At 60.1% G+C, this 26,665-nt stretch carries 22 protein-coding genes and 1 pseudogene; 5 read left to right on the top strand and 18 right to left on the bottom strand.

Annotated elements, in window-relative coordinates; genetic code table 11:
- Window positions 1-148: 148 nt before the first annotated feature.
- From QRQ56_RS34815 to QRQ56_RS34800, 4 genes are all read right to left on the bottom strand, one after another.
- Window positions 149-1,222 carry a metallo-hydrolase/oxidoreductase gene (locus QRQ56_RS34815; protein WP_438745982.1) on the bottom strand — a complete coding sequence of 358 codons (1,074 nt, stop codon included), beginning with the start codon at window positions 1,220-1,222 and terminating at the stop codon, window positions 149-151.
- Between the two features lie 126 nt (window positions 1,223-1,348).
- The gene (gene istB / locus QRQ56_RS34810; RefSeq protein WP_027515747.1) at window positions 1,349-2,110 is read right to left on the bottom strand and encodes an IS21-like element helper ATPase IstB; all 762 of its coding nucleotides are present in this window, start codon (window positions 2,108-2,110) and stop codon (window positions 1,349-1,351) included.
- Between the two features lie 18 nt (window positions 2,111-2,128).
- A complete protein-coding gene (gene istA, locus QRQ56_RS34805; RefSeq protein WP_247294116.1) occupies window positions 2,129-3,670 on the bottom strand; it encodes an IS21 family transposase in 1,542 nt (513 codons plus the stop codon).
- Window positions 3,671-4,200: 530 nt separating this feature from the next.
- Window positions 4,201-5,748, bottom strand: coding sequence for a Fic family protein (locus QRQ56_RS34800; protein WP_438746155.1), 1,548 nt, complete (start codon window positions 5,746-5,748; stop codon window positions 4,201-4,203).
- 357 nt (window positions 5,749-6,105) lie between these two features.
- Between QRQ56_RS34800 and QRQ56_RS34795 the strand changes: the two genes are divergently transcribed.
- The 4 genes from QRQ56_RS34795 to QRQ56_RS34780 all read left to right on the top strand — a co-directional run bounded on the left by QRQ56_RS34795 (window position 6,106) and on the right by QRQ56_RS34780 (window position 10,473).
- Complete coding sequence (locus QRQ56_RS34795) at window positions 6,106-7,155, top strand: nucleoid-associated protein (protein WP_231190342.1); 1,050 nt, start codon at window positions 6,106-6,108, stop codon at window positions 7,153-7,155.
- Window positions 7,115-8,548 carry a hypothetical protein gene (locus tag QRQ56_RS34790; protein WP_438745980.1) on the top strand — a complete coding sequence of 478 codons (1,434 nt, stop codon included), beginning with the start codon at window positions 7,115-7,117 and terminating at the stop codon, window positions 8,546-8,548. Before QRQ56_RS34795 ends, QRQ56_RS34790 begins: the two co-directional genes overlap by 41 nt.
- A 152-nt stretch (window positions 8,549-8,700) precedes the next feature.
- The gene (locus QRQ56_RS34785) at window positions 8,701-9,399 is read left to right on the top strand and encodes an SGNH/GDSL hydrolase family protein (RefSeq protein ID WP_438745978.1); all 699 of its coding nucleotides are present in this window, start codon (window positions 8,701-8,703) and stop codon (window positions 9,397-9,399) included.
- A 42-nt stretch (window positions 9,400-9,441) separates the two neighbouring features.
- Window positions 9,442-10,473, top strand: coding sequence for a S1/P1 nuclease (locus QRQ56_RS34780; RefSeq protein ID WP_438745977.1), 1,032 nt, complete (start codon window positions 9,442-9,444; stop codon window positions 10,471-10,473).
- Between the two features lie 30 nt (window positions 10,474-10,503).
- Here QRQ56_RS34780 and QRQ56_RS34775 read toward each other — a convergent pair whose 3' ends face one another.
- From QRQ56_RS34775 to QRQ56_RS34740, 8 genes and pseudogenes are all read right to left on the bottom strand, one after another.
- On the bottom strand, window positions 10,504-10,932 hold the full coding sequence (locus QRQ56_RS34775) for a hypothetical protein (protein WP_438745975.1): 429 nt from the start codon (window positions 10,930-10,932) through the stop codon (window positions 10,504-10,506).
- Window positions 10,933-10,942: 10 nt separating this feature from the next.
- The gene (locus tag QRQ56_RS34770) at window positions 10,943-11,221 is read right to left on the bottom strand and encodes a hypothetical protein (protein WP_200496251.1); all 279 of its coding nucleotides are present in this window, start codon (window positions 11,219-11,221) and stop codon (window positions 10,943-10,945) included.
- Between the two features lie 63 nt (window positions 11,222-11,284).
- Window positions 11,285-13,063 carry a phospholipase D-like domain-containing protein gene (locus QRQ56_RS34765; RefSeq protein ID WP_438745973.1) on the bottom strand — a complete coding sequence of 593 codons (1,779 nt, stop codon included), beginning with the start codon at window positions 13,061-13,063 and terminating at the stop codon, window positions 11,285-11,287.
- Window positions 13,064-13,106: 43 nt separating this feature from the next.
- Window positions 13,107-14,207: a hypothetical protein gene (locus QRQ56_RS34760; RefSeq protein WP_438745971.1), complete on the bottom strand. Its 1,101-nt coding sequence runs from the start codon at window positions 14,205-14,207 to the stop codon at window positions 13,107-13,109.
- Between the two features lie 642 nt (window positions 14,208-14,849).
- Window positions 14,850-15,049, bottom strand: a pseudogene (locus QRQ56_RS34755) (hypothetical protein); the annotation flags it as partial.
- A gap of 424 nt (window positions 15,050-15,473) precedes the next feature.
- On the bottom strand, window positions 15,474-15,914 hold the full coding sequence (locus tag QRQ56_RS34750) for a hypothetical protein (protein ID WP_438745969.1): 441 nt from the start codon (window positions 15,912-15,914) through the stop codon (window positions 15,474-15,476).
- Window positions 15,904-16,968: a helix-turn-helix transcriptional regulator gene (locus QRQ56_RS34745; RefSeq protein ID WP_438745967.1), complete on the bottom strand. Its 1,065-nt coding sequence runs from the start codon at window positions 16,966-16,968 to the stop codon at window positions 15,904-15,906. The genes QRQ56_RS34750 and QRQ56_RS34745 overlap by 11 nt, the downstream gene beginning before the upstream one ends.
- Window positions 16,969-17,037: 69 nt before the next feature.
- Window positions 17,038-18,363 (bottom strand): hypothetical protein, encoded by a 1,326-nt coding sequence (locus QRQ56_RS34740; protein WP_438745965.1) that lies wholly within the window; start codon window positions 18,361-18,363, stop codon window positions 17,038-17,040.
- A gap of 155 nt (window positions 18,364-18,518) precedes the next feature.
- Between QRQ56_RS34740 and QRQ56_RS34735 the strand changes: the two genes are divergently transcribed.
- Window positions 18,519-19,820 (top strand): DUF2235 domain-containing protein, encoded by a 1,302-nt coding sequence (locus QRQ56_RS34735; protein WP_438745963.1) that lies wholly within the window; start codon window positions 18,519-18,521, stop codon window positions 19,818-19,820.
- A 1,495-nt stretch (window positions 19,821-21,315) separates the two neighbouring features.
- Here the strand turns inward: QRQ56_RS34735 and QRQ56_RS34730 are convergent.
- The 6 genes from QRQ56_RS34730 to QRQ56_RS34705 form a co-directional block, all read right to left on the bottom strand.
- Window positions 21,316-21,975: a hypothetical protein gene (locus QRQ56_RS34730; protein WP_438745962.1), complete on the bottom strand. Its 660-nt coding sequence runs from the start codon at window positions 21,973-21,975 to the stop codon at window positions 21,316-21,318.
- A 350-nt stretch (window positions 21,976-22,325) separates the two neighbouring features.
- A complete protein-coding gene (locus QRQ56_RS34725; RefSeq protein ID WP_438745960.1) occupies window positions 22,326-22,823 on the bottom strand; it encodes a MaoC/PaaZ C-terminal domain-containing protein in 498 nt (165 codons plus the stop codon).
- Between the two features lie 16 nt (window positions 22,824-22,839).
- Complete coding sequence (locus QRQ56_RS34720; RefSeq protein WP_317245327.1) at window positions 22,840-23,967, bottom strand: thiolase family protein; 1,128 nt, start codon at window positions 23,965-23,967, stop codon at window positions 22,840-22,842.
- Window positions 23,964-25,472 carry an AMP-binding protein gene (locus QRQ56_RS34715; RefSeq protein ID WP_438745958.1) on the bottom strand — a complete coding sequence of 503 codons (1,509 nt, stop codon included), beginning with the start codon at window positions 25,470-25,472 and terminating at the stop codon, window positions 23,964-23,966. Before QRQ56_RS34715 ends, QRQ56_RS34720 begins: the two co-directional genes overlap by 4 nt.
- Window positions 25,469-26,023: a biotin transporter BioY gene (locus QRQ56_RS34710; protein ID WP_438745956.1), complete on the bottom strand. Its 555-nt coding sequence runs from the start codon at window positions 26,021-26,023 to the stop codon at window positions 25,469-25,471. The genes QRQ56_RS34715 and QRQ56_RS34710 overlap by 4 nt, the downstream gene beginning before the upstream one ends.
- A gap of 11 nt (window positions 26,024-26,034) precedes the next feature.
- Window positions 26,035-26,661 (bottom strand): CbiQ family ECF transporter T component, encoded by a 627-nt coding sequence (locus tag QRQ56_RS34705; RefSeq protein ID WP_438745955.1) that lies wholly within the window; start codon window positions 26,659-26,661, stop codon window positions 26,035-26,037.
- Window positions 26,662-26,665: the final 4 nt, after the last annotated feature.

Genomic DNA, 26,665 nt, shown 5'->3' with positions numbered 1-26,665 from the left:
AATGCTGTCTGACCTGGCGTCCATGTTGCTTGCAGAGCGTCCGTCGCAGTGCGGCAAATTACGCGAAATGAACTTCGCCATCGATCACGAGTCATCGAAGTGCCGGCCGCACGGAAAGCTGCAGCGCCAGAACCTTGGCTGTCCAACGTCAATTCACGATGCGATCGCCTCGGCTGGCGACACCTCTTCGCCCTGCGGTGGTCAGACACGTCGTCCAACCCGAGTTTGCGTGCTTAGATAGCGCTTCCGCGTGTGGATGCCGGTAGACGTTGCGATAACCGTAGGAAATCACCAGTTGTCCATGCCTGTTATTCGGCATCGGCACCGACGCCGCGTCCGCATTGAAGCGCGCACCATGATGAGTTGCGACGAGGTGATCTACCTTCGTGGCATTGGCATGCATGAGGTACGCATAGTCCGCGTCTCCGGTCAGCAAGGCCGACCGTCCGCTAGTGAGGGTGGCAAGGATGGTCAATCCGCTATCATTGAGATCGCGGGCCGGGCCTCGACTCCTTACCAATTCACCAAACGGAAAGCGGATTCTTGCGTTGGCGGGGCGTACGAGCAGATTGCCCTTTTGGGCGAGTATTCGCGCCAGTCGCGCCGCGCCAGGCCCCAGCCGCTGATTGGGAACAATCCAGCGACATTCTAGCAGATGGGGGAGGTGGAAGGCACCGTGAAGATGATCCCAATCCCAATGCGACAGAACGATCGGGGGCGCCTCGCTTCGATTGATGTCGAAATTGGAGGGGAATGTATGGCGATTGAAGGAGATCGGAAATCCGACATCGAAGTGCAGAATGGCGCGGCCGCGATCATCGCATAGGGAGACAAAGTTTGCCTGACCGACATCCCTGACCAGGACAGATGCCGCTTGTGGGACCCTTTTGAGAACAGTCGATATTGCGGCGCGCGTTGCCGGCTTCGGCAATGGCGCACAGGCAGTGACGAGCGAACGCGGCAGCCCTAGCCGTGGGGCGGCAGCGGCACCGAGAGTTTGGGGTCTCGATCGCGGCCCTCGGGTCTCGTCCGGTGTATCAAGCTGCCGCGCGTAGGTGAGGACTCCGCGTGCGTGCGCCGAGTAGCCGTTGCCTTCAAGTTGAGCGTGCCATGCCGGCAGGCCGGAGCCATCCCGCTCGATCTCGAGATAAAACCAATCGGCTGGCGCCGGTGTCGCGCCCGCAAAGTGGCCAAATCGGGCTGGTGTCGTCACTACGCGCATGAGCGTGCGGATTCCGGGGATTGCGGCCAGAGATTCCGATTGAACGCGACCATGCATTCCGATCGAAGGCGGCCACCTGTTCCGACGAAGGCGGCCGGGGTGTCGTTGCCGGCATGAGGAGTTGGGTCAGGTTTTCTTCGCGGCGTCAAGATTGGCGCGTTGGGCAGTTATTTTCCGCATGCTGTCTCCTTTGAGGATGAGGCGGTGAGCGTTGTGGACGAGGCGGTCGAGGACGGCGTCGGCGATGGTCGGGTCGGCGATGATCTCATGCCAATTTTCGATCGGTACCTGGCTGGTGATGATGGTCGATCCGCGCTGGTGACGATCGTCGACGACTTCGAGGAGATCGCGACGCTGCTCGCCGGTAATCGGAGCGAGGCCCCAGTCGTCGAGGATGAGCAAATCGACCCTCGATAACGTCTTGAGGAGCCGCGCATAGCGTCCGTCGCCGCGGGCGAGCGCAAGAGCTTCGAACAGCCTTGGCAGGCGATGGTATAAGACCGATCGATTATCGCGGCATGCCTTGTGACCGAGCGCGCAGGCGATCCAGCTCTTGCCGACGCCGGTCGGCCCGGTGATGAGCAAATTTTGCTTGCGGCCGATCCAATCGCCATCGACGAGCTTGGCAAAGAAGGCGCGGTCGATGCCGCGCGGAGCGCGCAGATCGACATCTTCGACGATTGCGGCCTGCCGTAGCGAGGCAAACTTCAGGCGTACGATGAGCCTTTTGTTCTCTCGCTCAGTTGCTTCGCGATCGATCATCAGGCCGAGGCGCTGCTCGAAGGTCAGCGCGGTGACGTCCGGTTGGCGTTGCTGATCATCGAAGGCCTTGGCCATTCCGGCGAGCCCGAGAGCGGCGAGACGTTCGTGGGTATGATTGCTGAGCATAATGCCTCCTTGTTGCGGTCAGTGGTAGTAGCCGCGGCCACGGATGTTACCGTGCTGGATGGGATCGGCGTCGGGGGTGGTGTCGGGAAGGAAGGACTTGTCCAGGCCGGTCTTGAGAATCGAGGCAATCGACCGATAGCTCGCTGAGCCGATGCTGATCCCGCGGCGGCAAGCGGCTTCGAGACGTTGCGTCCCATAGGTCTTTTCCAACCGCAGGATGCCGAGACAGGATCGGAAGCCCTGCTCGGGATGCGGCTTTGTCCGCATGATCGCCTCGCACAGCGCGATTGTGGACGGACCGACTTTCTCAGCGGCGGCCAGCAGACGCGCCGGCGTCCAGAAGGCGTATCGGCGATGCGCGCTCGGCATGTGCTCGGGGATCGTGGTGTGGCGGCGCTTCACCCCCGAGCGTGCATGGCTGGCGATGCGGGTGCCGCGATGGAACACCTCGATGGTGGCTTCGGTGGCCCGAACCTCGACAACCTGGCGGATCATGCGGGATGGCACCGAGTAGAAGTGTCCCTGAACTTCGACATGGTAATCCGGCGCCACACGGGCACGACGCCATTCGGCGTACTGATAGGCCTCGGCCGGCAGCGGCATCAGGGCCGGACGATCGATGGTGTCGAAGAACTCGCGGCGGCTGGCACCGAGCTTGCGCATCAGGCGGGCGTTGAGTTGGTCGACCAGGATGCGGATCGCAACATTCAACTCGGCGAGCGAGAAGAAGCGCCGGTTGCGCAGCCGCGCCAAAATCCATCGCTGGACGATAAGAACCGCCGCCTCCACCTTGGCCTTGTCGCGCGGCTTGCGGGGCCGCGCCGGCATAATGGTGGTGCCGTAATGGGCGGCAAGATCTTGGTAGGTCCGGTTGACGCCTGGCTCGTAGCGGCTCACCACCGTCACCCCGGCCTTCAGATTGTCGCAGACGAGCGCCTTCGGCACCCCGCCCAGGAAGGTGAGCGCATCCACATGGGCGCCGATCCAGTCGGGCAGCGCCTCGCTGAACCGGGCTTGGGCAAAGGTGTAATTCGACGCTCCCATGACCGCGACGAAGATCTTGGCGGCGCGCACCTCCCCGGTGAGCCCGTCGAACACCGGCATGGTATCGCCGGCGAAGTCCACGAACAGCTTTTCGCCGGCCGCGTGGGTCTGCCGCATGGTCGCCGTGATGCCGTGGCGCCATTCGACGTAGAGGTCGCAGAACCGGCTGTAGCCGTAGCCGTCGGGATGATGGCCGCGGTATTCCTCCCACAGCAGTGCCAGCGTTACGCTGCGGCGGCGCAACTCGGCATGGACATGCCCCCAATCCGGAAGCGGCTTCGATCGTGGCGGGTTGTAGCCGGCCGGCGCAAACAGCTTGCGCTCCAGGGCTGTGTCGTCGAGCTCCTCCGGGATCGGCCAGGTGATGCCGATCACCGCGGCCCGGCGGACATACTCCGCGATCGCCGTGCGACCGATCCCGACCGATCGGGAGATCACCCGATCGCTCACCCCACAGGCATACTTCAGGCGTAGAACTTCTCGAATCTTCCGCATCGGCAATCTCTCGGCGGGCATCGGACCTCCCATTGCGTCAACCGCAAAAGGAGGGACCTTGCCCCGTTCAGATTGCCGACAACGCCCCCCGTCTCACCCTATCAACAGGGTGGCCGCATTCGTTCGGATCGGGTGGCCGCTTTCGATCGGAATCGGTGGCCGCCTTCCGTCGGAATCGGTGGCCGCTTTGCCCCGGATTCCGCATGAGCGCGAATGGTTTGGTCTGTTCAGCACGAAACCCGTCCAAGAGCCGCGGTCCGGCGCCATCAACATAGTCGGCATCGATGCAATCAAATTCGAAGGATGCACGGCGATGAGGGCTCGTGCTCAATGAATCCACGCGCGAGACGCGCGCGTACAGTCCTCTGCGGGGAAACTCTGGCGGGATGCGGATAAAGAAGAAAAAGAAGATAACCTCCCACGGTCAAAACTCACCGATGCGGCGCGTCTTAGCTGCGACCACGCCGATTGAGGGCGCTATTTTTTATCAAGAGGTCGACCAGCATCTGATCCGACAGGCCCAATTCAATGAAGGTGGCACTCCGACACAGTCAACTCGCCGTTCCAGAGTCTTTCGAGAAAGCCGCTTGATAAAGCTCCTCAATCCTCGTGACTTCATCCGGCGTTAGTTCGGAGAATTCGTTGTCGCGGGCACGCTTTGAGAGTTGTCCTCCATTCTGTTGCAGGAATCCGAAGAGGTTATTGAGCGTCCGCTCCGGCATTTCGATCATGTTCTCGATGCCCGCGCGGAAGGTATCGAAGCTCCGTAAAAATTGCGTTTCCTTTGGAAGATCTTGTTCGATGGTCCTCTGCACGCATTCGTACAGAAACTCGGCGTGGGGCGTCGCGTCGAAGAAACGATAAAAATCACCGGTATCGTTCAAGACCTTGACGTTGCCCTGTGGGGTCGATTCCCATTCAACACATGGAAGCAATCTAGTCGAATAGCTTTCCAACACGGTCTTGTATTCGCTGATCTTGTCGAGAATCGCGGCAGAAACCGGAAAGTGGATCCCGGCGGGATTGTATCCGCGCCGTGCCAGAACATGGTGCATCAGGTATCGGTGAATGCGTCCGTTGCCGTCCTCGAACGGGTGGATATAAACGAACCCGAAGGCGAGCACGGCGGCAGCGACGACAGGATCAAGCTCGTTTTCCGCCGCATGATCGAACGCGATCAGTCCGCGCACGAGGGAGGGGATATCTTCGTGACGCGCGCTGATATGATCCGGGACAGGTCGCTGCGTCTCACGGTCATGCTCGCCGACGAAACCACCTTCGTTACGGAAGCCAAGTTTCACGAAGCGCTCATCGCCGATCACGATGCGCTGCAGGCGTAGAAACTCCGCCTCGTCGAGCGGGGCCCGTCCCGCTTCACCGATGACCCGGCCCCACCGCTGGATACGGTCCTGTGGCGGTCTCTCTCCTTCAATGACGTAGCTTGACCTTGAATCCTTGAGAAGAAGGAAGGCGGCGGTTCGCGCCAGCAGATCCTTTGGAACCTGGCTCACCACGAAACGGGCGCGCTCCTTGAGATCCTGCGCAATAAATTCGCTCAGCGCTGCAGTCTTGAAAACAAGCGGACAAAATTCCGGCGTTCCTGGCAAATTGTTCCGGACGCGGTGTCGTGCCGAATTCTGCCCGGAGGTCGCATGTTGAAGTTCGGTATCGACGGCGTCGACGTAAGAGACTTTATCTGCCGCAGGCAGGTTGAGTTGGCGGCCCAATAGCCATTCATGCAGAAACCAGATACGACGCGTATACAGACCGGTCGGCTTCTGTCTCACAAGATCCGCAATCTCATCCTCGTTCACAATGAGGAAAAGCCGTTTCAGGATTGCAAGGTCTAGTCCTTCATTCTTGAGAGCGAAGGTGAGATGCCCCTCAAGCGTCGCGTCCGGCGCATGGCGCGGCGTGTAGATGCGCCACCCCTCCTGCTCAATGATCCGGTGCTTTGTTCCGATTGCGGAAAGCACGCGCGGGACCGGGACGGATAGGCTGTAGGCGTCAACCAGCGCAGCATAGCCAACAGGAGTTGCGATCTCCGGCAGCCGCCGGTCATGAATAACAGACACTGGTCCTGAAAACTTTGTCTGCATTGTCCCAGATCCGTGAAAAACGTTCTCGATCGTGAATTTCACTCTCAACTCGGCCTTCGAGCCGCAAAAACCTTTTACACCGTGAAAAACACTCACACAACACGGTAAATGTGAAATGTCTTCGCGAAGACGTTGGAGTTCTCCCTCGGTCCCACCCAAGGAATGCTTTTGAGAGAACCAGCAAGGCATTTAGCGGCGCGTGGCGGCCTCGTTCACTGTTCAACAGACCGGCGCGTGGCCACTCGTTGGGGGTGGAATTCTTAACAAGATGCAAGATTCTTAACGGAACACGACGCAAATTTTGGAATAAAAGAGCGGCGCGATTGCGCTCGTTCTCTTTTTGTTCTATGGTGATAAATGGCCTTCCTTACTGAGCAGGAACTCGAAAGCCTGCGCATCGATCAGAGCGTTTTTCATATTGTCGGCCCGGGAGAGGAACATTTTCAGCTACTGACTGCGTTCGATGCCGGTCGACACGCAGCTTTTTTCCTGGGCCGCGTCCGATCGGTCAACAGCGGAAACCGATACGAGTTTCTCGCGGACGCGCCGGTGAGGGCGCAACTGGCGCGGATCAGCCGGGATAGGGCAACTTTCCAGGAGGAAAGCGAGAAACTCGCGACAGCGTTCAATGAGGCTCACGGAGGCAGCACGGCTGTCGGTGCCTTCTTGATCTTCTCGCTGTCTTGTTCAGGTGGCCGGTTATATGCACTTCTGAAATTCGAGGACGAAAAGGTTCTCAGCTACGACTACGACGTCAGCCGCGGGCGTTCGGGCAAGCCGAAGCCGACCTTCGGCGAGATTGAACGGACTTTTGTCCAGAACCGCAACGCCCTACAGAAGGCCGCGCTCATCAAGCTGGGCAAAGAGCGCGACGAAATCTGCGTTGTCGATCGTCAAAATCCGCAACGGCCTGCGGCCTATTTCGAACAGTTCTTGCTCGTGCGACGCCAGCGAACGGAAGAGGAGCTGACAAGGACAATCGTCGAGGTCACGCGCAACATTGCGCACAAGCACAAAGACATACTTCCGCAGGACACGATGAAAAATCTGGCGCAACGCCTCTACGACGCCAGCCAGTCAGGCGGTTCTGTCGACGGCGAAAGTGCTGAAAATTGGCTGAAGAGCATTTTCGGGCCGCTGCCTGATGATAGCCCCGTGCTGACCGACTTCAAAGCAAAGCTGAAGCGGGAAGGAATGGCGGGCGAATCGTTCGTGCTCCAAAAGAACGCAATTCAGGCTCCCAAGAACCGTCGCGTTGAGACGGCAAGCGGGGTCAAATTGACCTTCCCTGTCGGTTTGATGTCTTCAGTCATTTCGGTGAACCGCGACAGGGGCGAGATTATCATCAGGGACAAGATCACACTCGATGACTTCGAGATCAACACATCTGGTCGAACGCGTACGTGAGCTTGTCGCGAACGGCGCCGTGGCGGACGAACGTATTGACGCCCTCGTGTTGCGAGGCCGGCTACCGTCGGTCGATGCGCAGGTCGCCTGGCTCGGCTTCGTCGACGACGTCCCACCGCCGTTCTCGTCCTTGCAAGTCTATAATCCGGGTCTGGGTGGTGATCTCGTTGGGGCTGATATCTTTGATTCGACCCGCGAGATCGTGATCACGCTCGGAAAGCCAACTGCCGACGGCTGCGCCTTCTTTATCTTCCAGTCCGACATCCCACAATATTTGGCGCAGCGAACTGTTCTTCCGCGCCTTGCGATCGCCGACTTCAATTCCACTCAGGCATTTCGCGCACGAGGATTGGAGTTCGCTTCATGGGATTTCGCGCAAACGCCACCGCGACCCGAGCCTTTGCTTGGGTCTATCGACCCCACTCGCTATGTTCGTGACTTCGTCCCCGCCCGTGAAATCGTTACCGATCTCAATCCCTGGCTATTATTGGCCGCGCCAGCGGTTTCATCGCCGGCGTATCAAGCTTGGGAAACGGTTTCTGCCCGCAGACTGTTGGGCGGTCTCGTCTCCCGCGCCTGGCTCGAGGATGGCCAGGTCTGGCTGCAAGCGGCGGCGACGCCTCCGATCTATCGCATTAGAGCCGATGATCCTGCCCTGCCCGGCGCTCGTTCTCGATTGACTGAATCCGCCAACTGGGTTTTTCTTTCGGGGACAGATGTCGAGGCACGCCACCTGCTCTTTTCCGGTGAGTTGGCTCGGGCGAGCCGTCCTCAGCAAGATCTCGCCACGACATTGGAGCAGGCGCTTGAGGCGGCCAAAGCTGCCTATGAAGCTCACGTCCAATCATCGAGCCGCGAGACTCTGAAGGCGCTCGCCGATCTCCGCAAGACCGTGATTGATGAAACTCAGAAGGTAGCGCAACGGGCGCAGGATCTTGCGGCTACGCTCTGGCGCGACCTGGCCGTCTCGGCTGCGCCTTTTATACTGAAGATCCTGGGAGATGCGGCCAAGACACCGGGTCCTCTCATCTCTTCCTTATTCTACTTTGCGGCCGCCGTATTCATCGGTCTGTCGTTCGCGTTGCAGTGGCGGATCAATGGCGCGTTCTTCCAAAGCCAAGCCTCGTCCCGACGGAGCTGGATGCAAAGTCTTTTTAGTTACATCTCCGTTCGCGAGCGGGAAGAAATCGCTGAAACGCCGATCGAACAAGCGATGAAGAACTATCGGGAGACCCGCGGCGTACTGCTTGTGGTCTATGGACTGTTGATCGGAGCTCTCGTTGCCGCCGGTGTCCACACTCTGCACGATGTAATGCCGTCACCTTCGAGCCCCGTTACAAGCGTCGCGCCCAGCCCAGTACCAGTTCCGCCGCCTCCGGCAAAGCCGCCGTAAATTTGAGTGGTTAAGATTTCTACTAGCCGCGTATCCGCGATCGAGATCCAACACGGCTTGATAATAGTCGAATGCAACTGCGATAGCGTAATCGCCCTGTCACATTTCGGCACCAAACTCCATCGAAACTCTCGAGCGCGTAGGTGAACCTCATGCCCGCAGTCGATCAGAGCGCCATTCCGGCCCAACCGATGCGGTTTCAGCACCACATGCGGTGGCTGTCGGGACGCTTGGCCGGCGCCGGAGCGATCAAGATCGTCGCGATCGGCTCGTCCACCACGGCGGGTGAAGGCGACATCGTGCCCTATCCGCAGCGTCTCGAGCGGGCGCTGCGCGCAAGCTTTCCGGGCAGGAACTTCGATATTCTCAACCGCGGCGTCGGCGGTGAAGAAGCTCCAGACGAGCTACGAAGGATTCAAGGCGACGTACTCGGCGAGAGGCCATCGGTCGTGGTCTGGCAGGTTGGTACCAACGCGGTTTGGAAGAGCCAGGATCTCGACGCCACCGCCGGCGCGATCCAGCGCGGTCTCGCGATGTTCGCAAATGAATTGATGGACGTCGTGCTCATGGATCTTCAGTACGTGCCGGCCGTGCTCACTCCGGCAATGGAGGAGCGAGCACACCGGATGGTGGCATTGATTGAGACGGCAGCCAGCCGGGCCGGCTTCCCGGTCAACGTGTTCCGCCGCTTCGCATTGATGAAGCAGTGGCATGAGGCAGAACGGATCTCCTTTGACCGGATGGTCGATCCCACCGATCCCGACCGCCTCCACCACAGTGACTGGAGCGCCCGCCGGATGGCAGAGGCGCTCGCCAACACGATCGCGATCGCCGCGACCGTGGGCTCATGAATGGAACGAAGTGTTGAACTTTTCCCCACCCGAGGATCCGTCATGGCTAAAATTACCGCCAGCGCAGTTGTGCTCTTGAGCCTCTTCTTGGCAAAGCCCGCATCCGCTTGGGGACCCGACGGACACCGCTTGGTCGGGTCCATTGCTGACCAGCTCCTGACCCCGAATGCCAAGCAGCAGGTGAAGACCTTGCTGGGCGTCGATCTACGGCAAGCCGGGCCATGGCTCGATTGCGTGAAGAGCGTGCACAGGCAAAACGATGGCAGCCTCGCCTACGTTGTGGATCCTCAGTACGAACCTCCATGCACCCCCTTCGCGAACGACCGCAAGGCTATGGTCGATTACGCCGGCCGAAACTGGATCGATTGCGTCTATCCGGAAGGAGCGAGTGCGACCGCCAATCTTGGCTGTCACAATACGTACCACTTCGACGACGTGGCCGTTCAGCGCGACAAGTTCGATCGAAACGATGCGGGTACCAATGATCATGATCTGGTCGCAGCTACCAACGCCGCGATCGCCGTGCTGCTTGGCAGGCCGGCGCCGCCACCCTTCGACATCAAAGACAAGAAGGAGGCTCTGTTGATAGTCGCTCATCTGGTGGGCGACATGGCACAGCCCCTTCACGTCACTGCGCCGTACCTCGATCCCAACGGAAGCCTGGCCGATCCGGACGTCACGCACACGATTGATCCGTCGACCGAAACCGCGGGCGGCAACTGGATCCACGATAAAGCCATCACGGTCGGAAACGACGCGTTCCATCATGCCTGGGACGACATCCCATCCGATCTGGGAGACACCGCCCCGCTGGCTTTGGTGAACGTCGCAAAGGCCGTTCCGGCCGATACGGACCGCATCGAGAACTGGTCAGCAATTTGGGCCACGGACACGATCGCGGTCGCGAAACAGGCGATGTCGAATGTGACCTACACCAAGATAGGTCCCAGGAAGTGGACGATCTCCTTCTCGGATCGAGCCGCGTACCTTCAGTCGGCGGATACTATCAAGCGGCAGCAGCTTGCCAAGGCGGGAGCCCGTCTCGCCGAGATCGTGAACCACCTTTGGCCTTAGTCAGAAAGTTACTTGCGCGGGAACGATGCATCAATCTTCGTACTCGGTAGCCGCGGGCGGCTCTTTGGGCGACGATTCGGGCGCTGTTGCATATTGCTTCTTGATCCGCATCGCCAGGATAGTCGCATAAAGATCACGCGGCGAGGCCTTATCGAGATCCTGCAGATCGCGATAGTTGGCCAAGAAATCCAGGATGCTCGGCCTCAGTGGCCGTGTGTCTGCCGGCGCGCGAGTTTTGAGCTTCCGGTCAAGGTCGAGCTTGGTGAGCTCGATTGCATGCTTACGCCATTCGACTTCTCTATCTTGCCTGTCGCGCGCGCCTATGACGAACTTGGTGATCACCCCTGTAATGACGCCAACGATCACGGCGCCGGTCGCACCTACGACGGCTGTTACGGCCGTCAACGTAGTCGGCTGCAGCTTGGACAGCTCTTGAAAAAACTCTTGAAGCGCGCTCATGGAGAGGATCTCAGGCTGACATGGCTCCGCCCGCCTGACCTTCCGTTCTGCCGACAATGAATTTCCGTTCCAGGACCTTTCCGGTCGAATCCTTGGCGATCACGACCAATTCCGCGCCGCCCACGCCCTGCGGCATCCGCATTTCTTCGTGACACGGTGGGTCGGGACAATCGCTGTCGTGCACCACCTTCCCGCTCAGTCGGACGGTAATGCGGGTCACGCCGATGCCACCCAGGATCGTGAACCGGAAATTTCTGCCTTCGACGGGCGGCTTTGCATCCAATTCCATTCGTGTAACCATTCGCTAATAAAGGATATCGTACCACTCAGCGGCGCAGTGCCTTGTTGAACGCTACTGTGGACACCATACTGCCAAGTGCTTCTTGCGCGAAGCGGATAGATAGCGGCCCTGCCACGCGGGATCGTCCGACAAGTGTGACCACGGTACCTTGCCCTGATCGAACTGCCGCTTGACGTAGGCACGCCAGGAATAGTGCTCATAGGTGGCGAGACAGGCGACACTGTACGCCTCCGCCAGAGATCGATTGCCGTGCACCACGACAAAATTGTCGTCGTTCTGCTCGCTGGCGGAGCCGGAAAAATTGTGGGATCCGGTGACCACCTTGCAGTCGTCTGAAAAGGGGTCGATCACGATCATCTTTGAGTGCGTGATCGCATGGCCGATGCCCGGGTTCTGGTTGGGAAACAGAAACTGGCTGCGCGTCACTTCCCCAATCCAGTCCGAAAAGGACTTCACGACGCCTTCGGGCTGCACCAGAGCCGTCTCAAACTCATGGGACTCCGTATCTACACCTCTCAGCGAGAATTTTTCGCGGTTATCCGACGTGACGGTGCTGACGACACCCCTGACGTAGATCTCTGAGGCCCTTGCGACAATATCAGCGAGTGGATCGGGACCGGGCTGGAACATCACATAGAGGATCATGTCCTTGGCGCCCGTCACGAGCTCAATGAGCGCCTCGATGTCGATACCTTTCCCGACGTTCTTCTTCGACTTGCTTCGGACCCGGGTGAACCAGACGTCTGTCCCGTTCGCCGGACGCGGCGATTTGGCGTTGTCGCCCACGAGATCCGGCGTGAAGTCGCTGCCAGCATCTCTCAGGCGGCCCCACTGCTCGAAATACAATCCGGCGATCTTTGGGTCGACAAACAGAATTCCATTGTTGGCCTGCGTGCAGAGGCCGGTCGGCGCCCAATTCGTGCTTCCGGTCCACACCTTCGTTGCGACGTCGCCTTTGGTGGACACAACGACGGCGAACTTGTTGTGACCCAGGCCCTTTGAGCCGAGGATCCTGTCGTGGACGTCAACGCCGGCCGCCTTCAGCTCCTCGCGGGCATCCGCGTTGCCGTCGCCCCCCTTGTCGGAGCCATTCGAGAGCACCAGGTGCGCGCGACGCTTCAAAAGCTTCAGCCGCGCGATCAGTTCCTCATCCGAGAGCTCGTAAATCGCCAGATAAAGCTCCAGCCTGGGATCCCCGATGACTTCATCGAGCAAGCGCAGGAGCGCCAACCGAAGTTCACCCGAGAGAAATCGCCTCAAAGGCTCTTCGAGGTCGGCTATGTGATCCTTGATGTCGCGCGGCTTCCAGTTCTTCTCACGCGCGATGCGTGCGACGAATTGAGACATGACGAAGCCGCGATTAAAATACGCCTCTATGCCGTTGCCGGCTTGGCCATTCACGTCGATGGCTTCGGTCCAGCCGGAATCCGCCAAGGACACCAGCGTGCTTTCTCCGACAATGCCCTCCCCGGACGATCCTACCGCATTGATCCGATAGCGGACCGTCTGGCCGTTGTTGGCGCCGTGATCCGTCCATTCGTATCTTTGGAAAGGCCATACATTCGACGGCCTTGAGCTATTTGTGTCATCAGCGCCATCAGCGGCCGGCTGATCGGTAAAGCCCACGCGATTGCGCAGGATCTCCGTGGGCGACCAATTCCCACCCACCTGGCGCTGGCGCTCAATCATGAAGCCCAGGCATCCGGGGATCGGTACGTCCGAAGCACCACCGCTGGAGACGCGCCAAAAGAGCTGGACATCGTCGCAATCATGATAGGCAGTTGCTCGTATCTGAGTTCCATTGACCGTATTCGAAACCGCAACCGACATGGCGATGCCTCCTCCCCTCGATGGGCATGTGACCCTTTGTCTGTCAGGCTCGGCTCAGGAAGCTGGTCGACACCTTCATCGGCTCGTCGGCCAGCGCAAACATCAAGTTCTGCAGCGCTATGCCAGAATGAAGCCGCAGCACATCGCCTATCTCCTTCGCGTCTACCGTGAATCTGACCTTGAGCAGACAGGCCGCGCCATCTTTCTTGCGAGCTCTCGCCAAGGTGAACAGGTTGCGGACGGTGTCGTCGACCTTGACGCCCTTCTTCGACGGAATGGGATCACCATTCGCATCGTATTCGGCATCGCGTTGCCAGTAGCGGTCTTCGTCGAAGAAAATCATTGGCGTGAACGATTTTGCGTCAGGGACGTAGCAGTTTCGCTCGGCGTCTTCGAAGATTTCGCGCATCGTGCCGCCGCTACCCCGGGCGTAGACGATGCCGGCGCGCGAGTTGGTGATGAGTGTCTCCTCGCGAATGCTATTGAGGAAGAACTTAGCGTAATGCGTCGCAAAGGGCGTGGTCGGCTCCTGACCATAGAGCCAGGTGGGCACACCGAGGCTGAGGCTCGGCTTGGCCGGTGCACGCGTCCTGGCGTCCAGAGCGGCGTTGATCCAGCGCCTCGCGTCGTCGAATTGGGTCTCGTGGCCCGGCGCGACCCCTCCGTCGCTGGTCACGAGCTGATCCAGCACAGGAAGCAGGGGCTCCTTCCCGAGGATGAACAGCGCCGCCGAGAAGGCCGCATCGTCGGCGCCCGCGAAAGTTGCGCCGACGTGAGCGGCCTCCATCGCACCGGGGCCGCCGCCCGTAACGATCATAAAGCCCTGTTCAGTCAGTTGACGCGCCAGCCTTGCTAGCGTCGCATAGGCCGGTTCCGCCCTCGACAGCTCGTGCCCACCCATAATGCCGACGAGCTTTGGCGTCTCCTGCGTCAGGAACCGTCTGAGCGCGTCAGAGATGTTGGCATCGTGGTCGGCCTGCTTCCTCCGCACGTCCAGAGTCGCCGGGTTGTCAGCGCCGTCAGCGACATATTGCCGGAAGACCCGGAAATCCCACGCCTCCGCCAGTCCCATCTTCGAACTTGGATCGTAGCCGCGCAGAAGATCTTCGGAAGAATACAAATCGGTGGGCAATTCGTAATCCAAGGGATGCTCCTAAAAAACTCAGGTCAGATCGAAGGGACGGGGGGAATCCGCCCAGCGGACGCCGGCCGGCCAACCACGGTAAACATCCTCGGTGCAAGGTCAAATGCCTAAACTACAGGTAGAGTGTGACATTCACTTCTCAGGTAGGCAAGGCCAAATCCCTTTCGTTCTGCCACGGCCATCCGGAGGGATCCTCAGCCACCGCTCGTTTGCTCGCTGAAATCGCCAAGCCCATGCCGGCACTGAGCTCCCTGCAATTGGAAGTGCGGACAACGGCGAGGCTGACGCGAAGCAAACAAAGCTAAGTCGTTGGGTTGTTCGCACCATCCCACTCAAAAGCCAATTGAAGGAGACGCCCCTCGATGAGCTCCTCGCCGAATCCATCGAGCAGGGCAAGAATGAACCCAATGATGCGTCCTCGATATGTTCGAGACTCTGCATGAGCGGCTGGTGCGGGCGGAGGGCATGATCGCTGACGAGATCGCGCGGCGCAGGCGATGACTCCTCGCGCCGCAGTCAGCGCGGTTCAGTGCCGTAAAGCCAGCTTGTACTAACGCGAGCACCACGACCGCGCGCGGCGACACCCAGACCGGTCGATGAACACATAGAAAACCGACGACCGGGCCGTCGCTCCGGCTACTCTTAAGCTTCGCCGGAGCCGCAAAACAGCACCGTCGGTGGCGCCGCGCGCGGAGGCGGGAGGGTCCGACCGCCCGGGGCTCCCGGTCTGCTCTTGAGATCGTATCGTTGGGCTAGCTCGAGTAGCCGCCGCTTGGTGAACGGGTCCGCGTTCTCCGCCAGATCGCGCGCCCGCTGTGCGCGAAGCCCCTATAAAATTGCTCCGATCAAGCGGCCTGGTACATGAGAACAATTTTCGGCGACTTACTTGGGCTCGCGGCACGAGGGGAACTAAGCTGCTCCCAGCAGGCAAACAACATGACTCGGCTCTCGCTCAGCCGGAAGCTGTGCCCGAAGTACAGTAAGCCGATGACGGCCGTGCTCGACGACGTCGGGCCCGGCCGGTCGCGCTACATCTGCCTGGTCTGCGAGGGCGATCCGCTGCGATCCCGCCGCCCGGAAGTGGGCGGAAGCCGCAGGGTTCTTCCTCGGAGGTCGCGCAAAATGTGCGGTGATCCATCAGATCGAGTATCCTGTCGCGCAGAAGCCCGCTGATTAATCCTCATTGTCTAGCAAGGAAGTAGCCTACGACTTGCTGCTCCTCAGACTTTGCGTCCGGAGCGACGGTTCACGAGCCGTCTTCAGCGACTACGCGATCGGCTCCAGCTCAGAAAGGCACTTTTCCAGATTGGCCTTTGCTTGAGAGAGATAGGACCTCATGGAAGAAAGTTGACCGACATCCGGCTTGGCTCGTCCAGAACTGGCAGCGCCCAAATGCTGACAAACCTTGACCAAGTCGCTTGTCATGTCTTCCAGGACAAACGTCAGGTTCTCAAGCGTCATCAATTGATAGAATAGTGGGCTTGAAACTGCTGCATCTTCCACAAGCGGACCATTTAGCCTCACGTCTACCAAAGGGACAAGCACATCGGGCGCGTCCTGACTTACTTTGCCCATGCAAGTGAGCAATGTGGTGTAGGTAGAGGGAACATAGATGACACGATCGACTACCGATTGGCTATAGAGAACGAGCGTTTCCTCGGTGAGGCCTTCGGTCGGCGTTAGAGCAGACTGATCCTCAGTCGACATGATTTTCGCTTTCCTCGTTGTAGGCGTGCATTATAAAGTGCGACACTTTTGGCTGCACCGGCTCGACGAGCATGTGCGTTCTTTGCGCTTCCGACTTCTTTTCGTTTGCCGTTACCACCTGGGCACCTCGATAGGAGCGCTTCCCTACTACCTTCACATGATGCGCTTGCGCCGGCACGGGCGCGGGTGGCGCCATCGTCGGCGGCTCATGATTTGCCAGCATTTGCAGCACGTCAAACATGTTTAGTCGGGGAGGTCTATTGAACGGCAAGCCTCCGATCTGCACCAGGTGATCATAATCTGACTTCAATACCGGATCATGAACTGCCTTTCTGAGAAGGTTGAGATACAGTTCTCCGGCGTCCGCAGCGATCTGGGCCGGTGCATGCGGGAGAAGAGGCTGCACATGACGGCCGAACAGCGCCGGACGAGCTGGCTGCACGGCGCGCGGGGATTGCACAGCGCGAGCGGGTTGCGCAGCGTTAATGGGTCGTGCAGGACGCGCGGCAGAAGCTTCCTTTTTTGAAAGCGCAATCGCGCCATCTCGCGTCATGCAAAAATGAGCTTCTTTCCCATAAGTCGTCCGCTCCACAAGACGGGCATTCGCCATCATGTGCAGTATCCGGCTCAGATTGGCCGGTTTGAGTCCGAGTTTTCGAGCGATCGCGGCCTTTTCCAGAGGCTTCCCGTCAGCGGAGCGAAGAAGCCTTAGTATCGCTAGGACGTGTTGCCGACTGAGAATTTCGCTGACGTTCGCGACTTTGGATGTCGCAATCGACATCTCCAATAGATCGTAGAACGCACGCAAACGCTCCGCATAGGCCGCGTTCTTCGTCAAGAGGGCGGCGCTCGAACGGCGAAAGATATCAAACCACTGACGCAACTCGTCGTCGCGGCGCCTTCCGTCAAGCGCCTTCCAGAGCCAAGCGCCAAGCGCAGAATACAGGCGTCCGTAACTTGCCTCGGACCCCTCCTTCAGGAGCGCAGACACGGCAAGCCTAGCTTCCGAAGCCGAAGCGTCGCCTAATTCGATTCTTTCGAGCGCGGCATCCATGACCATGTCCATACATCATAACGGTTAATAACGCTTTAGTACGCTTTACCGTGATTTTGCCTCTTGAATCTAGGTGGTCTGAGGCCAGCGATAAGACTTCCAAACGGTTTTTTGACCCAGTTGCTCAACGGGAACCTTATTGGGGCGCTTGGGCATAGGTAATATAGCACCTATGCGCCCGTCTTTGAACTCGGTGTCCGTCATGTGTTGAACGACGAAGGTTCGGGTGCCGAACTTCACTCCCATTTGGGCCGCAGTCGTCTGATGTCCCTCCATGGTTTGATCGTTCCCCATCGAGGGAATGAGCATCAGGTCGATATCCATTTTGGTGAACGGGTTCGTCTCGGCATCTGCGTCGCAGAAGTCCAAACAGATCGCGAAGCCGATTATTGCGGCCTCCGTGGCGAGAATGCACAACTTGGTACCCGGCGTGATGTCTTCCTTGCCCCAGCCCCCACCCGAGAAGGGAGCAATCTTATCGTAAACCAGCCGCTCGATCCCGTAGCCGTCGAAAACGAGCGCGCGATTGACGACCCCCTCTTTCGTGCTTTCGTGCCAGGTCCCCGCAACTACGACTTCGGGTGGCAACCGATCATCGGCCACGTCACGATCTTGAAGAAGAGCCTTAATCCGACCGCGTAGCTTTGGAGGTACAGCCAGTTCAGGCCAGACCACGGCAACGCACTCTTCGTCCAAACACTTCGTGATCTGATCTTCGACGACCGCATCCGCATAAGGAGAATTCGCGCCCCTTACGACGAAGCGTTTCTCTCCGAGATGTTCAGAGAAGTCTGGATCGAGCTTCAACTCCTCGAAAAGGCACGCGCCCATCTTCCAGTTGCTTTTATCCGCCGCAGAAAGATGTAGGGTTCGGCCATTGAAAACCTCAACGGCGTATCCATCGATCTCCTTGGGGATGATGCGATGGAAGACCAAGCCACGCCGTTGATATGGTTGCGTTTGTGATAGCGACCTCGCCGTGCTTACGCTGTCTCGCGGGATGACGTAACAGTTATCCACGATCCATTGCGACGGCTCCTTCGGCCATTGAGAGCGGTACTGGCCCAGTGTCCAATCGACCGCTCGGATCAAACCACCGATCGTCTCCGCGATCTCTTCCAGCCCGTCGGGCAGCGTCCAAGCAATCGATCCCGTCGCGAGAGCATCCGAGAATTTCCTCTCCCGGCCCGCGATCCTTCCGTCAGCCATGGCACGATAAGCCTTGAGGACGGGCCCCGTCGAACTCAGAAACAGTCCATTCAGTTGGACAAGAACGCGCCGAAGGTTCTCGGCGCTGAAATCGTTAACGGTGGCATGCGTTGTCGCAAGCGCGCATGCACGCTCCTTCCATGCACCGAATTCAACACTATCCTTGGAGGCTTGGCTAAGCGCCACCGTGTGAGACCTGAATCAAACGACAAATATACGATACGACTGTTAGTGGATTCACTCTCAAATCGCAACCGCTAACGATCGCAATTCGAGCCGGTCAAAGCTTTGAACGCAGCAAGACGACACGGCGACCGCGCATTGAATCACCGTGAGGCGACATGAACGGTTACGGCAACAACCTCGTTATCTGCTGTGACGGCACCGGCAACGAGATCTCCGAGAACATTTCCAACGTCCTCAAGGTCTATCGCTGCCTGCGCAAGACGGACAACACCCACCCGACGCAGAAGGTGTTCTACGATCCCGGCGTCGGCACCGTGACGGAGCCGTCGACGTGGAATCGCTGGAAGGCCGACGTCAATTTGGTGCTGGGGCTCGCCACCGGCTTCGGGCTCGATGAGAATGTGCTCTCCGCCTACCGCTTCCTGGTCGAGCATTACAAACCGGGCGACAAAATATATCTGTTCGGCTTCTCGCGCGGCGCCTACTGCGTGCGGGTGCTGGCGGGGCTGATCCACAAGATCGGGCTGATCTCGCCGGAGCAGGTCAACCTCGCCGGCTCCGGCCTCGTCGCCTACAAGCAATATTCCGGCACCGGGCGCGGCAACGACATCGAAGACCTCAAGGATATCGCCATCGACGCCGACGGGCCGCTGCCGAAGGACCAGTTCGACCTCGCCGCGCAATTCGCGCGCATCACCTCGACGCGCTGGCCGACCATCCATTTCATCGGCGTCTGGGACACGGTGGCGAGCCTGATCGTGCCGCGGCGTGACAATCTCTTCTATCTGTTCAGCCTGGAGGAGCTCGCCTTCACGCTGCGCAATCCCAGCGTCAACATCTTCCGGCAGGCGATCGCGATCGACGAGCGGCGCTGCATGTTCCGCCTGAAAGCGTATGAGGAGCCGCAGGAGTTCTGGAGCCACCGCTACGTGCCCGACGAAAAAAAGGTGCCGCAGGACATTCTCCAGGTGTGGTTCGCCGGCGTGCATTGCGACGTCGGGGGCGGCTATCCGGAGGCCGAGAGCGGGGACTCGAAATATCCGCTGCTCTGGATGATCGAGGAGGCGACCAAGGCCGGCCTCAATTTCAACCCGCGCACGGTGAATCAGCTCGCCTGGGGCATCCAGCGCAAGAACAGCCCGTTCAGTTATGTCGCGCCCGCCTTCACCGGCAAGACGGGCGAGCTGCACGATTCCATGAGTGCGGCCTGGCGCGTGCTGGAATTTCTGCCGAAGAGCGCGAGCTACAAGGAATGGCCGGACCGGAAGGTGGTGCTCGGCTTCTACATCCCCGATTGCGAACCCCGATTCATTCCCGAAGGCGCGCATGTGCATGAGAGCGTGCTGAAGCGGATGGCGGTGGAGCCGAAATATCGCCCGGTGAATCTGCCGAAGGATTATGTGACAATGCCGATGCCGGTGGGGCCGCTCACGGAGGTCAAGGTGGGAGCGGGGTGAGGTGCGCGTGGGCTCGCGATGAGTGAGGGAGCAACCTGCACGCTTTAACCCGCGCCGCAGACGTATGATTCGGCGCGTTCAGTCGAAAGTGGCCGATGCGGTGGCAGACACCACGAGCCCGACTTCGCGCCGGCCAATGCGCGCGCGGCCCACCGGGCAATCAGATCGTGCCGCACACCGTTCCGTAATATTGCTCAACCAATCGAGCGTCGTTTCCTCGTCAACGAAGACCTCACCGAGGAACACGCCGATTTCTTATGCTCGCCCGTTGTTCGACGCAAATTCAATCGATGATCTTCATGTCGATTTGTTCTGGTCGGACATCGTCACCATTCCCGGCATCGGATCGTGTGACAAGGGACCAGATCGAGGCGCCGCCTTTGCGCGCTGATCCGATAGGACCGCCGCTCGAAGTCGGCGGGCCTAATGGCGCCGAGCGCGTCACCTTGCTCAATATGCTTGTCGGTCCTAGCGAAAACGTCCTTGGTGACGGATAGACGCTCGGATATATTGAGTTGCCGGTGGACCATCAACATTCAAACATGCAAGGATTTGCGCTTCCCCACCTGACCATGCTCCATCCGGCGGGGCTCTGAATCGATGTTGCGAGAAAAATTGGGTTCCTATTCGCCTGTGACGTAAAGACGTTGCACTTGCGCAACAGCTCTTCATGTTCCGCCTCGGAACAGTTGCTTTTGGACTCACCCCCCGAACCAAGTTCTGGAATCATCACTGGTAACCGGGCTGGAAGTGCTCATTCCGTAAACAATCAATTTTCCCGGACAGGCCGCAGGATCCACTCAGATCCTGGGGCCTTTTTCATGTCAGCGGCACCTGGACGTTCTGAGAAAAAGGTACACCATAGCTATGGAAAACGACGAAACAAAAAGGCTGCCCCAGGGACGGAGGAGTCCTGACGCATCCGCCTGCCGGACCCGCTGGCGGGGATTGTGTCAAACATCGCGATCGGCCCCAGCCGTGGCGCGCGTCAGAAGCATTGAATCAAGCTGAAGCACCCGCGATAGCGGACCTTAATCGTTGTCTCGGCGCTTTGTGAACTGCTTCACACCTCCGTCACCGTTGGCCTGCTAGGCTCACTCTGCCGGGGATTTCAGGGGCCCGGCTGAAATAAACGCCGCTAGGACGCCGTATTTCGAGCCGGGCGGCGCAAGTTTGTGACCAGATCGTTTGCGGCGAGGCCACTGATCCGGTGAGGCATGGGGCAGCATTGAGCCTTCGAAGTGCATGAAAGAGGCCAGTGTGAGATGCCGATGATGGAAGCAGAGCAATCGGCTCGAACACAAGCTTGTCACAACAACATCCAACGATACCGCCGTTTGTTGCGAACCCGCCTGACCGAATTTGAGCGCAAGTTTATCGAAAAGCGCTTGAGCGAAGAGCGATCAGAGCTCGAGAGATTAGCCAACGCTCTTCGAAACAAACTTCAATCAGATCGCCCGGCCGTCCTGGATACTCGGTAGCGGCTGGGCGCAAATCAGCTCAGACGTGTTTGTGCAATCCCCAGAACGCGATCAGCAGAAGGGTCCCTGACGTCAGCAATATGAGAATGGCTTGCAGCATGAGGAATAAAGCTCCTCAGGCGTGCTATGACGAACGCAACGTTTGATGGCTTAGCCTTTTTTGCGTGGTGCCCCGATGAATTGGTGAGTTTTGCTGTCTCTTTTCCAGAGCGCAGTAGTCTCACTTTTTGCTGGCTTTTCCTAAACGGGAGCTTCAGACTTCCTCGCATTAGAAATTCAATTATTACGAGGAAGTGGTGATGGCGAAGCCCGCTTTTACTCGCGACGCATTCCGTGGGCTGTTTGCCTTTTACGCGGCCAAGGCTCACCACGACAAAGAGCCCGACGGGGAACGATCTCTGTTGAAGCTGTTCGGCTCGAGCCAAGACATTCCCGACAATTTGCTTGAGCTTTGGTCGGATCGCACTGAGGTGCTCGGGCCGGAGATCGTGGGCGACATAATCGGCCCCTGCACCCGGCAGCTCACCAACGGCAGGGCACACTATGACCATGCCAGCGACTTTCTCCATGCGCTCCTTAGTGAGATGGACCGTCACAAGCACTGACAAGCCGTAGCTCTTGATCTCCGAGTCCACGAAGCCAATCAGCTTCCTATCGGTGGATGTTGCGGTCATTAGGCCGCCTCCTTGCGTTCGTACCGGCGCCAAAGAGTGCTCAGCGGGAACAGCATGAGGATGAAAAGGGCGCCATGACGATGCTGAAGAGCAGAACGTCGAATCGGCCGAGGGCGCCCCTTAGCCGGCCGGGCGGGCCAGCTGAAGCGAATCCCGCAAGGTCGAGCCGTCATACTCCGTGCGGAATAAGCCGCGACGCTGCAGCTCGGGCACCAACTCGTCGACCAGCACCTATATGGCACCTGCAACATGAAGCCGTCGCAAGCTCCGGCGTCGAACCACTCCTGCATGCAGCGTTCCGAAGCGAAAATCATCCTGTAGCTGTTGATTTCTCGGGTCGCGTGCGTGCCTCAGTCGAAAAAGACATCAGTGCGGTGTGAGGTTAGAGCCCGCTGTCCGGAGGCCAGCTCGAGGTCGCACGATGCGTCGACTTGCACGAAACGCGGCCGGTGCTTCACGAGCGTCAATCGCGCCTGTAGCCGGAACACAGCGCCGGGACATACCGGATGGCGAAACCGAACCGCACGGAGGCTCACCGCTCGGCCTTGCGCGGCACCGGTGACCACATACGCCTCCTGCAAAAGAGCTGGAACGAGCGCCAGCAGCAACTGGCCCGGCACGATTGTCGTACCTCCGTCCAGTTCGCGCCTGGCACGCTCCGCATCGGAATGAAGCCAGTTCCGATCATCCGTCAGCGCGACGAAACGATCGACCTCATCCTGCGTCACCGATCGCCAGCGGCCGGGAGCAAGCTCGGTGCCCACAAAGGCTGCAAGATCGACCGCGCGCGCAACGCGAAGTGCGCCCGCGTGTGTCGGTGGTTCGGAGCGTGGTGGCATTTGAATCATCGCGGCCCGTCCTTCTTCAAACTGTCGCAAGCAGAGCGCTGCCGAGCCCGCCCGCAGCCGCGATCGCCGCCAGCCCGATCGCACCGGATGATTCCGATTGCATCTCGTGCCAGAGGCGTACGGCTAGGATCGCGCCGGATGCACCGATCGGATGCCCCCGCGCTAGTCCGCCGCCGCAGCGATTGAGCGAAGACTCCAACACCCCGATGCCGTCGATACAGGCAATCACTTGGGCCGCAAAGGCCTCCATGATCTCGGCCACGGCAATCCGAGCAGGCGCGATCCGTTCCGCTGCAAGGAGGCGCTCAGCCGCCGCAATCGGCGCCGTACCGGGCATGGCCGGGTCGCCGCCGCGGCGGGTCGCCGATATGATCCGCAAGGGCCGCCTCGCGTTGAGTCGTCGGGCCATCGTCTGGGAGACCACCAGCAGGGCTGCTGCCGCGTCAGCTTCGACCGCCACCGTCGCGCGCGTCACGCCGAATTCAGTGTCGCCCGCAAGTGGTGCAAGGCGTGTGCAGGTCGCCCCCGTCAGGGCACGGGGAAAGGGATCGTGCGACAGGTCGGCAAGCGGCGTGATCTCGGCCGCGCCGAGTGGATTTTGCAGCGCTTTGCGATGGCTTGCGACGGCGAATTCATCCTGCCGTGCACGCGAAATGCCGTATCTTTCAGCCAGCGTCGCGGCGGCGGCAATCATGTCAGGGTCCCGCTCCGGCCATGGCGCGAACGGAGGACGTTCGTAGGGCTGCGGCGCCTCGTCCGCATGGCGCGGCCGCACCGCGCGCAACGGCGCACGGCTGAAGCTCTCGACACCGCCGGCCATGACGGCGTCTGCTCGTCCGCTCCCGATACGCTCGGCGGCTAGCATGATCGCGTCGAGGCCTCCGCAGCATTGGCTATCGATGGTCAAGGCCGGGACGTGATCCGGAAGACCTGCTCGGAGCGCGGCGAGCCGTGCCGGGTTTCCGCCGCCGCATAATGCATTGCCGAAGATGACGTCGTCGATCGCCTCCGGCGCGATGCCGGTGTCGGCCAGCACGGCCCGAATTGGCGCCGCGCCGAGTTCGTCGACCTCCACCGCCTTGAACGCGCCGCCTCGAGGAGCGACCGCCGTCCGCCGTGCGGCGACGAGATAGGCGGCGCTCATCGCAGCACCTCGCAGGCGCCGGATTCCCACAGTCGCCGCAGCGCATGGAAATCAGTCTTGCCGGACGAGGTCATGGGCCAGTGCGGTGGCACGGCAAACCGGCGCGGGACCTTGTAGAGCGGCAGGCTCAGGCGCGCATGGCTGATCAGATCGGAAGACGCTACGCGCCCATCCAGACTCAGTCTCAGCAAAGCCACCAGCCGCTCGCCCCGAAGTTGGTCGACGGCGCCAAGAACCCCCGCCGCGGCCACGGCGGGATGTCCTTCGAGTACATGCTCGATCTCCTCTGGATGGACGTTCTTGCCGGCAGTGATGATCATGCGGCTGGCACGGCCAGCGAGTCGCAGGAAACCACGCTCGTCCAGCATGCCGATGTCACCGACCGACACCGCGTCGCCATGACGTGGCAGCACCGTTTCGCTTCCGCAGGCATACTCCATGAAGAGGAAAGGACTTGCCACGAACACTTGACCGGGCTCCCCGGGTGGAAGGCATCGCCCGAGATGGTCGCGAATGGTGAGACTGACGGCTGCGAACGAACGCCCGACGGAGTCCGATGGGACGTCCTCGTCGTCCTTCGCCACGGTCACAAAGCTCAACTCGGAGGCGCCGTAGAACTCGGAAAACCCCGTCGCGGGAAATTGCCGTCGCAGTTCGACCAGCGCGCGACCTTGCCATTTGGCACCTGACGACAGCATCCACCGCACGTTTGGGAACGGCGGCAGGCCGTCACGCATGGCGGCCTCAATCATCATTTCGAGCTGGGTCGGCACGCCGTAAATCACGCTGACCTGGTGGGCCGCGATCAGGCGGTTGACGAGATTTGGCCGGAACTGGCGGCACAGAATGACGGTTGCCCCGACATAGAGCCCATGCGCAAGACCGTAGAGAAATAGCGAATGCGTCAGCGCGCCCGGTGCGAGAACGATGTCGCCGGCGCCGATATCGAACTCGCGGTCCCCCGCCCGAAAACTCTCGATCCACGATTGATGGTGGCGGCGATATCCTTTCGGCATTCCAGTCGATCCCGAGGTAAAGCCGACATAGAACGGCGTCAGCGGATCTGGCTCGGCAATTGCCGCGGGCGACGGACCGGCGCCAATGGCATCCGCGACGGACTCGAACGGGCCGTGAGGATCGACAACCGCAAACACCTCTGTGTCTCTGGCCAATCCTGCATCGCCACTGACGACGATCCCAGGCGCCAGCGCCGTGATCGCAAGCCGCGCCGTCTCCGTCGGCCAGGACGGATCGAGAATTTGCGCTTCCCGACCTGCGCGGCAGGCTGCGAAAAACAGCAACACGAATGCCGGCCCGTTCGGTAGGTGCAAGGCGACGCCGCGGCCGGCCGGCACCACCTTCGCCAGATGTCCGGCTAGACGATTCACCGCCTGATCGAGGTCTTTCCAACTCACTGCAAAATTGTCACAAACGACGGCCGGTCGGTCCGGCGTTTTGCGCGCATGCCGCGATAGCGTTGCAGTGATGGTGGCGGCCGCGATCATGAACGGCTGACGATTGCGGCCGGATAGCTCCGGTGCGCCGCCTCCGCGACGAAGCCCGACGCCAGCGCCTTCAAGAGATCGCCCGGCACGAACACCGCGATTGCAACCAAGGCCTGCGGCAAGCTCATCCTTGCCATCCCCATTAGGCCGAGAATGCCGCAGGCATACTCCACGACGATACCGCCCATCGTCGCGGCAACGAGCGCCGCCGCGAGCACCGGCACAGTCCTCAGCCGGGCCATCACGAGACCCGACACGAAGGCCGCGGGAGCCCAACCCAGCAGGAAGCCGACGGAGGGTCCGAACAGCACGCCGAGCCCACCGCGTCCGCCGGACAGCAGCGGCGCTCCGAGAAGCACCACGAACAAAAACAGCAGCACCGCCAGCGCGCCATGGCGAGGGCCGAGGACGATCCCGGCCAGCATGACGCCGAGCGTCTGGGCCGTGATCGGCACCCCCACGGCGATCGGTAAGACGATGCTGGGCACCATGCCAAGCGCTGCGATGACGGCGGCTAGCAAGGCGATACGAACGATGGCGCGCGACTCCACGGGATTTTCTCCTACAACGGGGCTGACTGACGATCGACGGTCGACCGGTCGAAACCGCGGGCATCGAGTGCTTCCGCGACGCGGTCGGCCAGTTGCAGAATGTCGGCGACGAAAGCGGCCACCAGTCGCAGCGGAACTCGCCGGCACGTGCGTGCCTTCCAGGCCTCCTCGCGCGCGCGCCACCGCGTCATCAGGACGGGCACGAAACGCAGGACAAGAGCGACTGCGAGCGCCATCTTGCGAGGATTGACCCCAAGCGGGCGCAGCAAGCGGAGCACCGGCGTCAGCACATCCATCAACGCGCTCATCGTGGTGGTCATGCTGACGAGATCGGCAAGCAGAAGCATCGCTAGGAGCCGCATGGTGACGACGGCGCCGGCATTCCAACCAACCGATGCGGTCTGCACGCCGCCAACGACCACAAGCAACGGCAGCAATGGCCGCAGCAAGCTGATGCGCGCCATGCCGACGCGGCCGAAGCCAGCATAGACCCCGGCAATCATCGCCAAGGTGCCCGCCAGAATTCGCCAGTCGCCGACCGGCAGCAGAAGTACGCTGAGGAGAGCGAGCCCCGCAAGCTTGATGCCAGCCGGTACGCGGTGCAACCAGGTCTGTGGGGCGAGGCCGCCGGTCATCATGACG

The sequence above is a fragment of the Bradyrhizobium sp. U531 genome (assembly GCF_051710265.1).
In the GTDB taxonomy this organism is placed as follows: domain Bacteria; phylum Pseudomonadota; class Alphaproteobacteria; order Rhizobiales; family Xanthobacteraceae; genus Bradyrhizobium.
Note: the sequence above shows the minus strand (reverse complement) of the source record. Positions and strands in the feature narration are given on the sequence as shown.

Excerpts from the sequence above, each read along its gene's own strand:
- QRQ56_RS34815 (WP_438745982.1), bottom strand. The coding sequence starts at position 1,222 with ATGCGCGTAGTGACGACACCAGCCCGATTTGGCCACTTTGCGGGCGCG.
- istB (WP_027515747.1), bottom strand. The coding sequence starts at position 2,110 with ATGCTCAGCAATCATACCCACGAACGTCTCGCCGCTCTCGGGCTCGCC.
- istA (WP_247294116.1), bottom strand. The coding sequence starts at position 3,670 with ATGCCCGCCGAGAGATTGCCGATGCGGAAGATTCGAGAAGTTCTACGC.
- QRQ56_RS34800 (WP_438746155.1), bottom strand. The coding sequence starts at position 5,748 with ATGCAGACAAAGTTTTCAGGACCAGTGTCTGTTATTCATGACCGGCGG.
- QRQ56_RS34795 (WP_231190342.1), top strand. The coding sequence starts at position 6,106 with ATGGCCTTCCTTACTGAGCAGGAACTCGAAAGCCTGCGCATCGATCAG.
- QRQ56_RS34790 (WP_438745980.1), top strand. The coding sequence starts at position 7,115 with ATGACTTCGAGATCAACACATCTGGTCGAACGCGTACGTGAGCTTGTC.
- QRQ56_RS34785 (WP_438745978.1), top strand. The coding sequence starts at position 8,701 with ATGCCCGCAGTCGATCAGAGCGCCATTCCGGCCCAACCGATGCGGTTT.
- QRQ56_RS34780 (WP_438745977.1), top strand. The coding sequence starts at position 9,442 with ATGGCTAAAATTACCGCCAGCGCAGTTGTGCTCTTGAGCCTCTTCTTG.
- QRQ56_RS34775 (WP_438745975.1), bottom strand. The coding sequence starts at position 10,932 with ATGAGCGCGCTTCAAGAGTTTTTTCAAGAGCTGTCCAAGCTGCAGCCG.
- QRQ56_RS34770 (WP_200496251.1), bottom strand. The coding sequence starts at position 11,221 with ATGGAATTGGATGCAAAGCCGCCCGTCGAAGGCAGAAATTTCCGGTTC.
- QRQ56_RS34765 (WP_438745973.1), bottom strand. The coding sequence starts at position 13,063 with ATGTCGGTTGCGGTTTCGAATACGGTCAATGGAACTCAGATACGAGCA.
- QRQ56_RS34750 (WP_438745969.1), bottom strand. The coding sequence starts at position 15,914 with ATGTCGACTGAGGATCAGTCTGCTCTAACGCCGACCGAAGGCCTCACC.
- QRQ56_RS34745 (WP_438745967.1), bottom strand. The coding sequence starts at position 16,968 with ATGGATGCCGCGCTCGAAAGAATCGAATTAGGCGACGCTTCGGCTTCG.
- QRQ56_RS34735 (WP_438745963.1), top strand. The coding sequence starts at position 18,519 with ATGAACGGTTACGGCAACAACCTCGTTATCTGCTGTGACGGCACCGGC.
- QRQ56_RS34730 (WP_438745962.1), bottom strand. The coding sequence starts at position 21,975 with ATGACCGCAACATCCACCGATAGGAAGCTGATTGGCTTCGTGGACTCG.
- QRQ56_RS34725 (WP_438745960.1), bottom strand. The coding sequence starts at position 22,823 with ATGATTCAAATGCCACCACGCTCCGAACCACCGACACACGCGGGCGCA.
- QRQ56_RS34720 (WP_317245327.1), bottom strand. The coding sequence starts at position 23,967 with ATGAGCGCCGCCTATCTCGTCGCCGCACGGCGGACGGCGGTCGCTCCT.
- QRQ56_RS34715 (WP_438745958.1), bottom strand. The coding sequence starts at position 25,472 with ATGATCGCGGCCGCCACCATCACTGCAACGCTATCGCGGCATGCGCGC.
- QRQ56_RS34705 (WP_438745955.1), bottom strand. The coding sequence starts at position 26,661 with ATGATGACCGGCGGCCTCGCCCCACAGACCTGGTTGCACCGCGTACCG.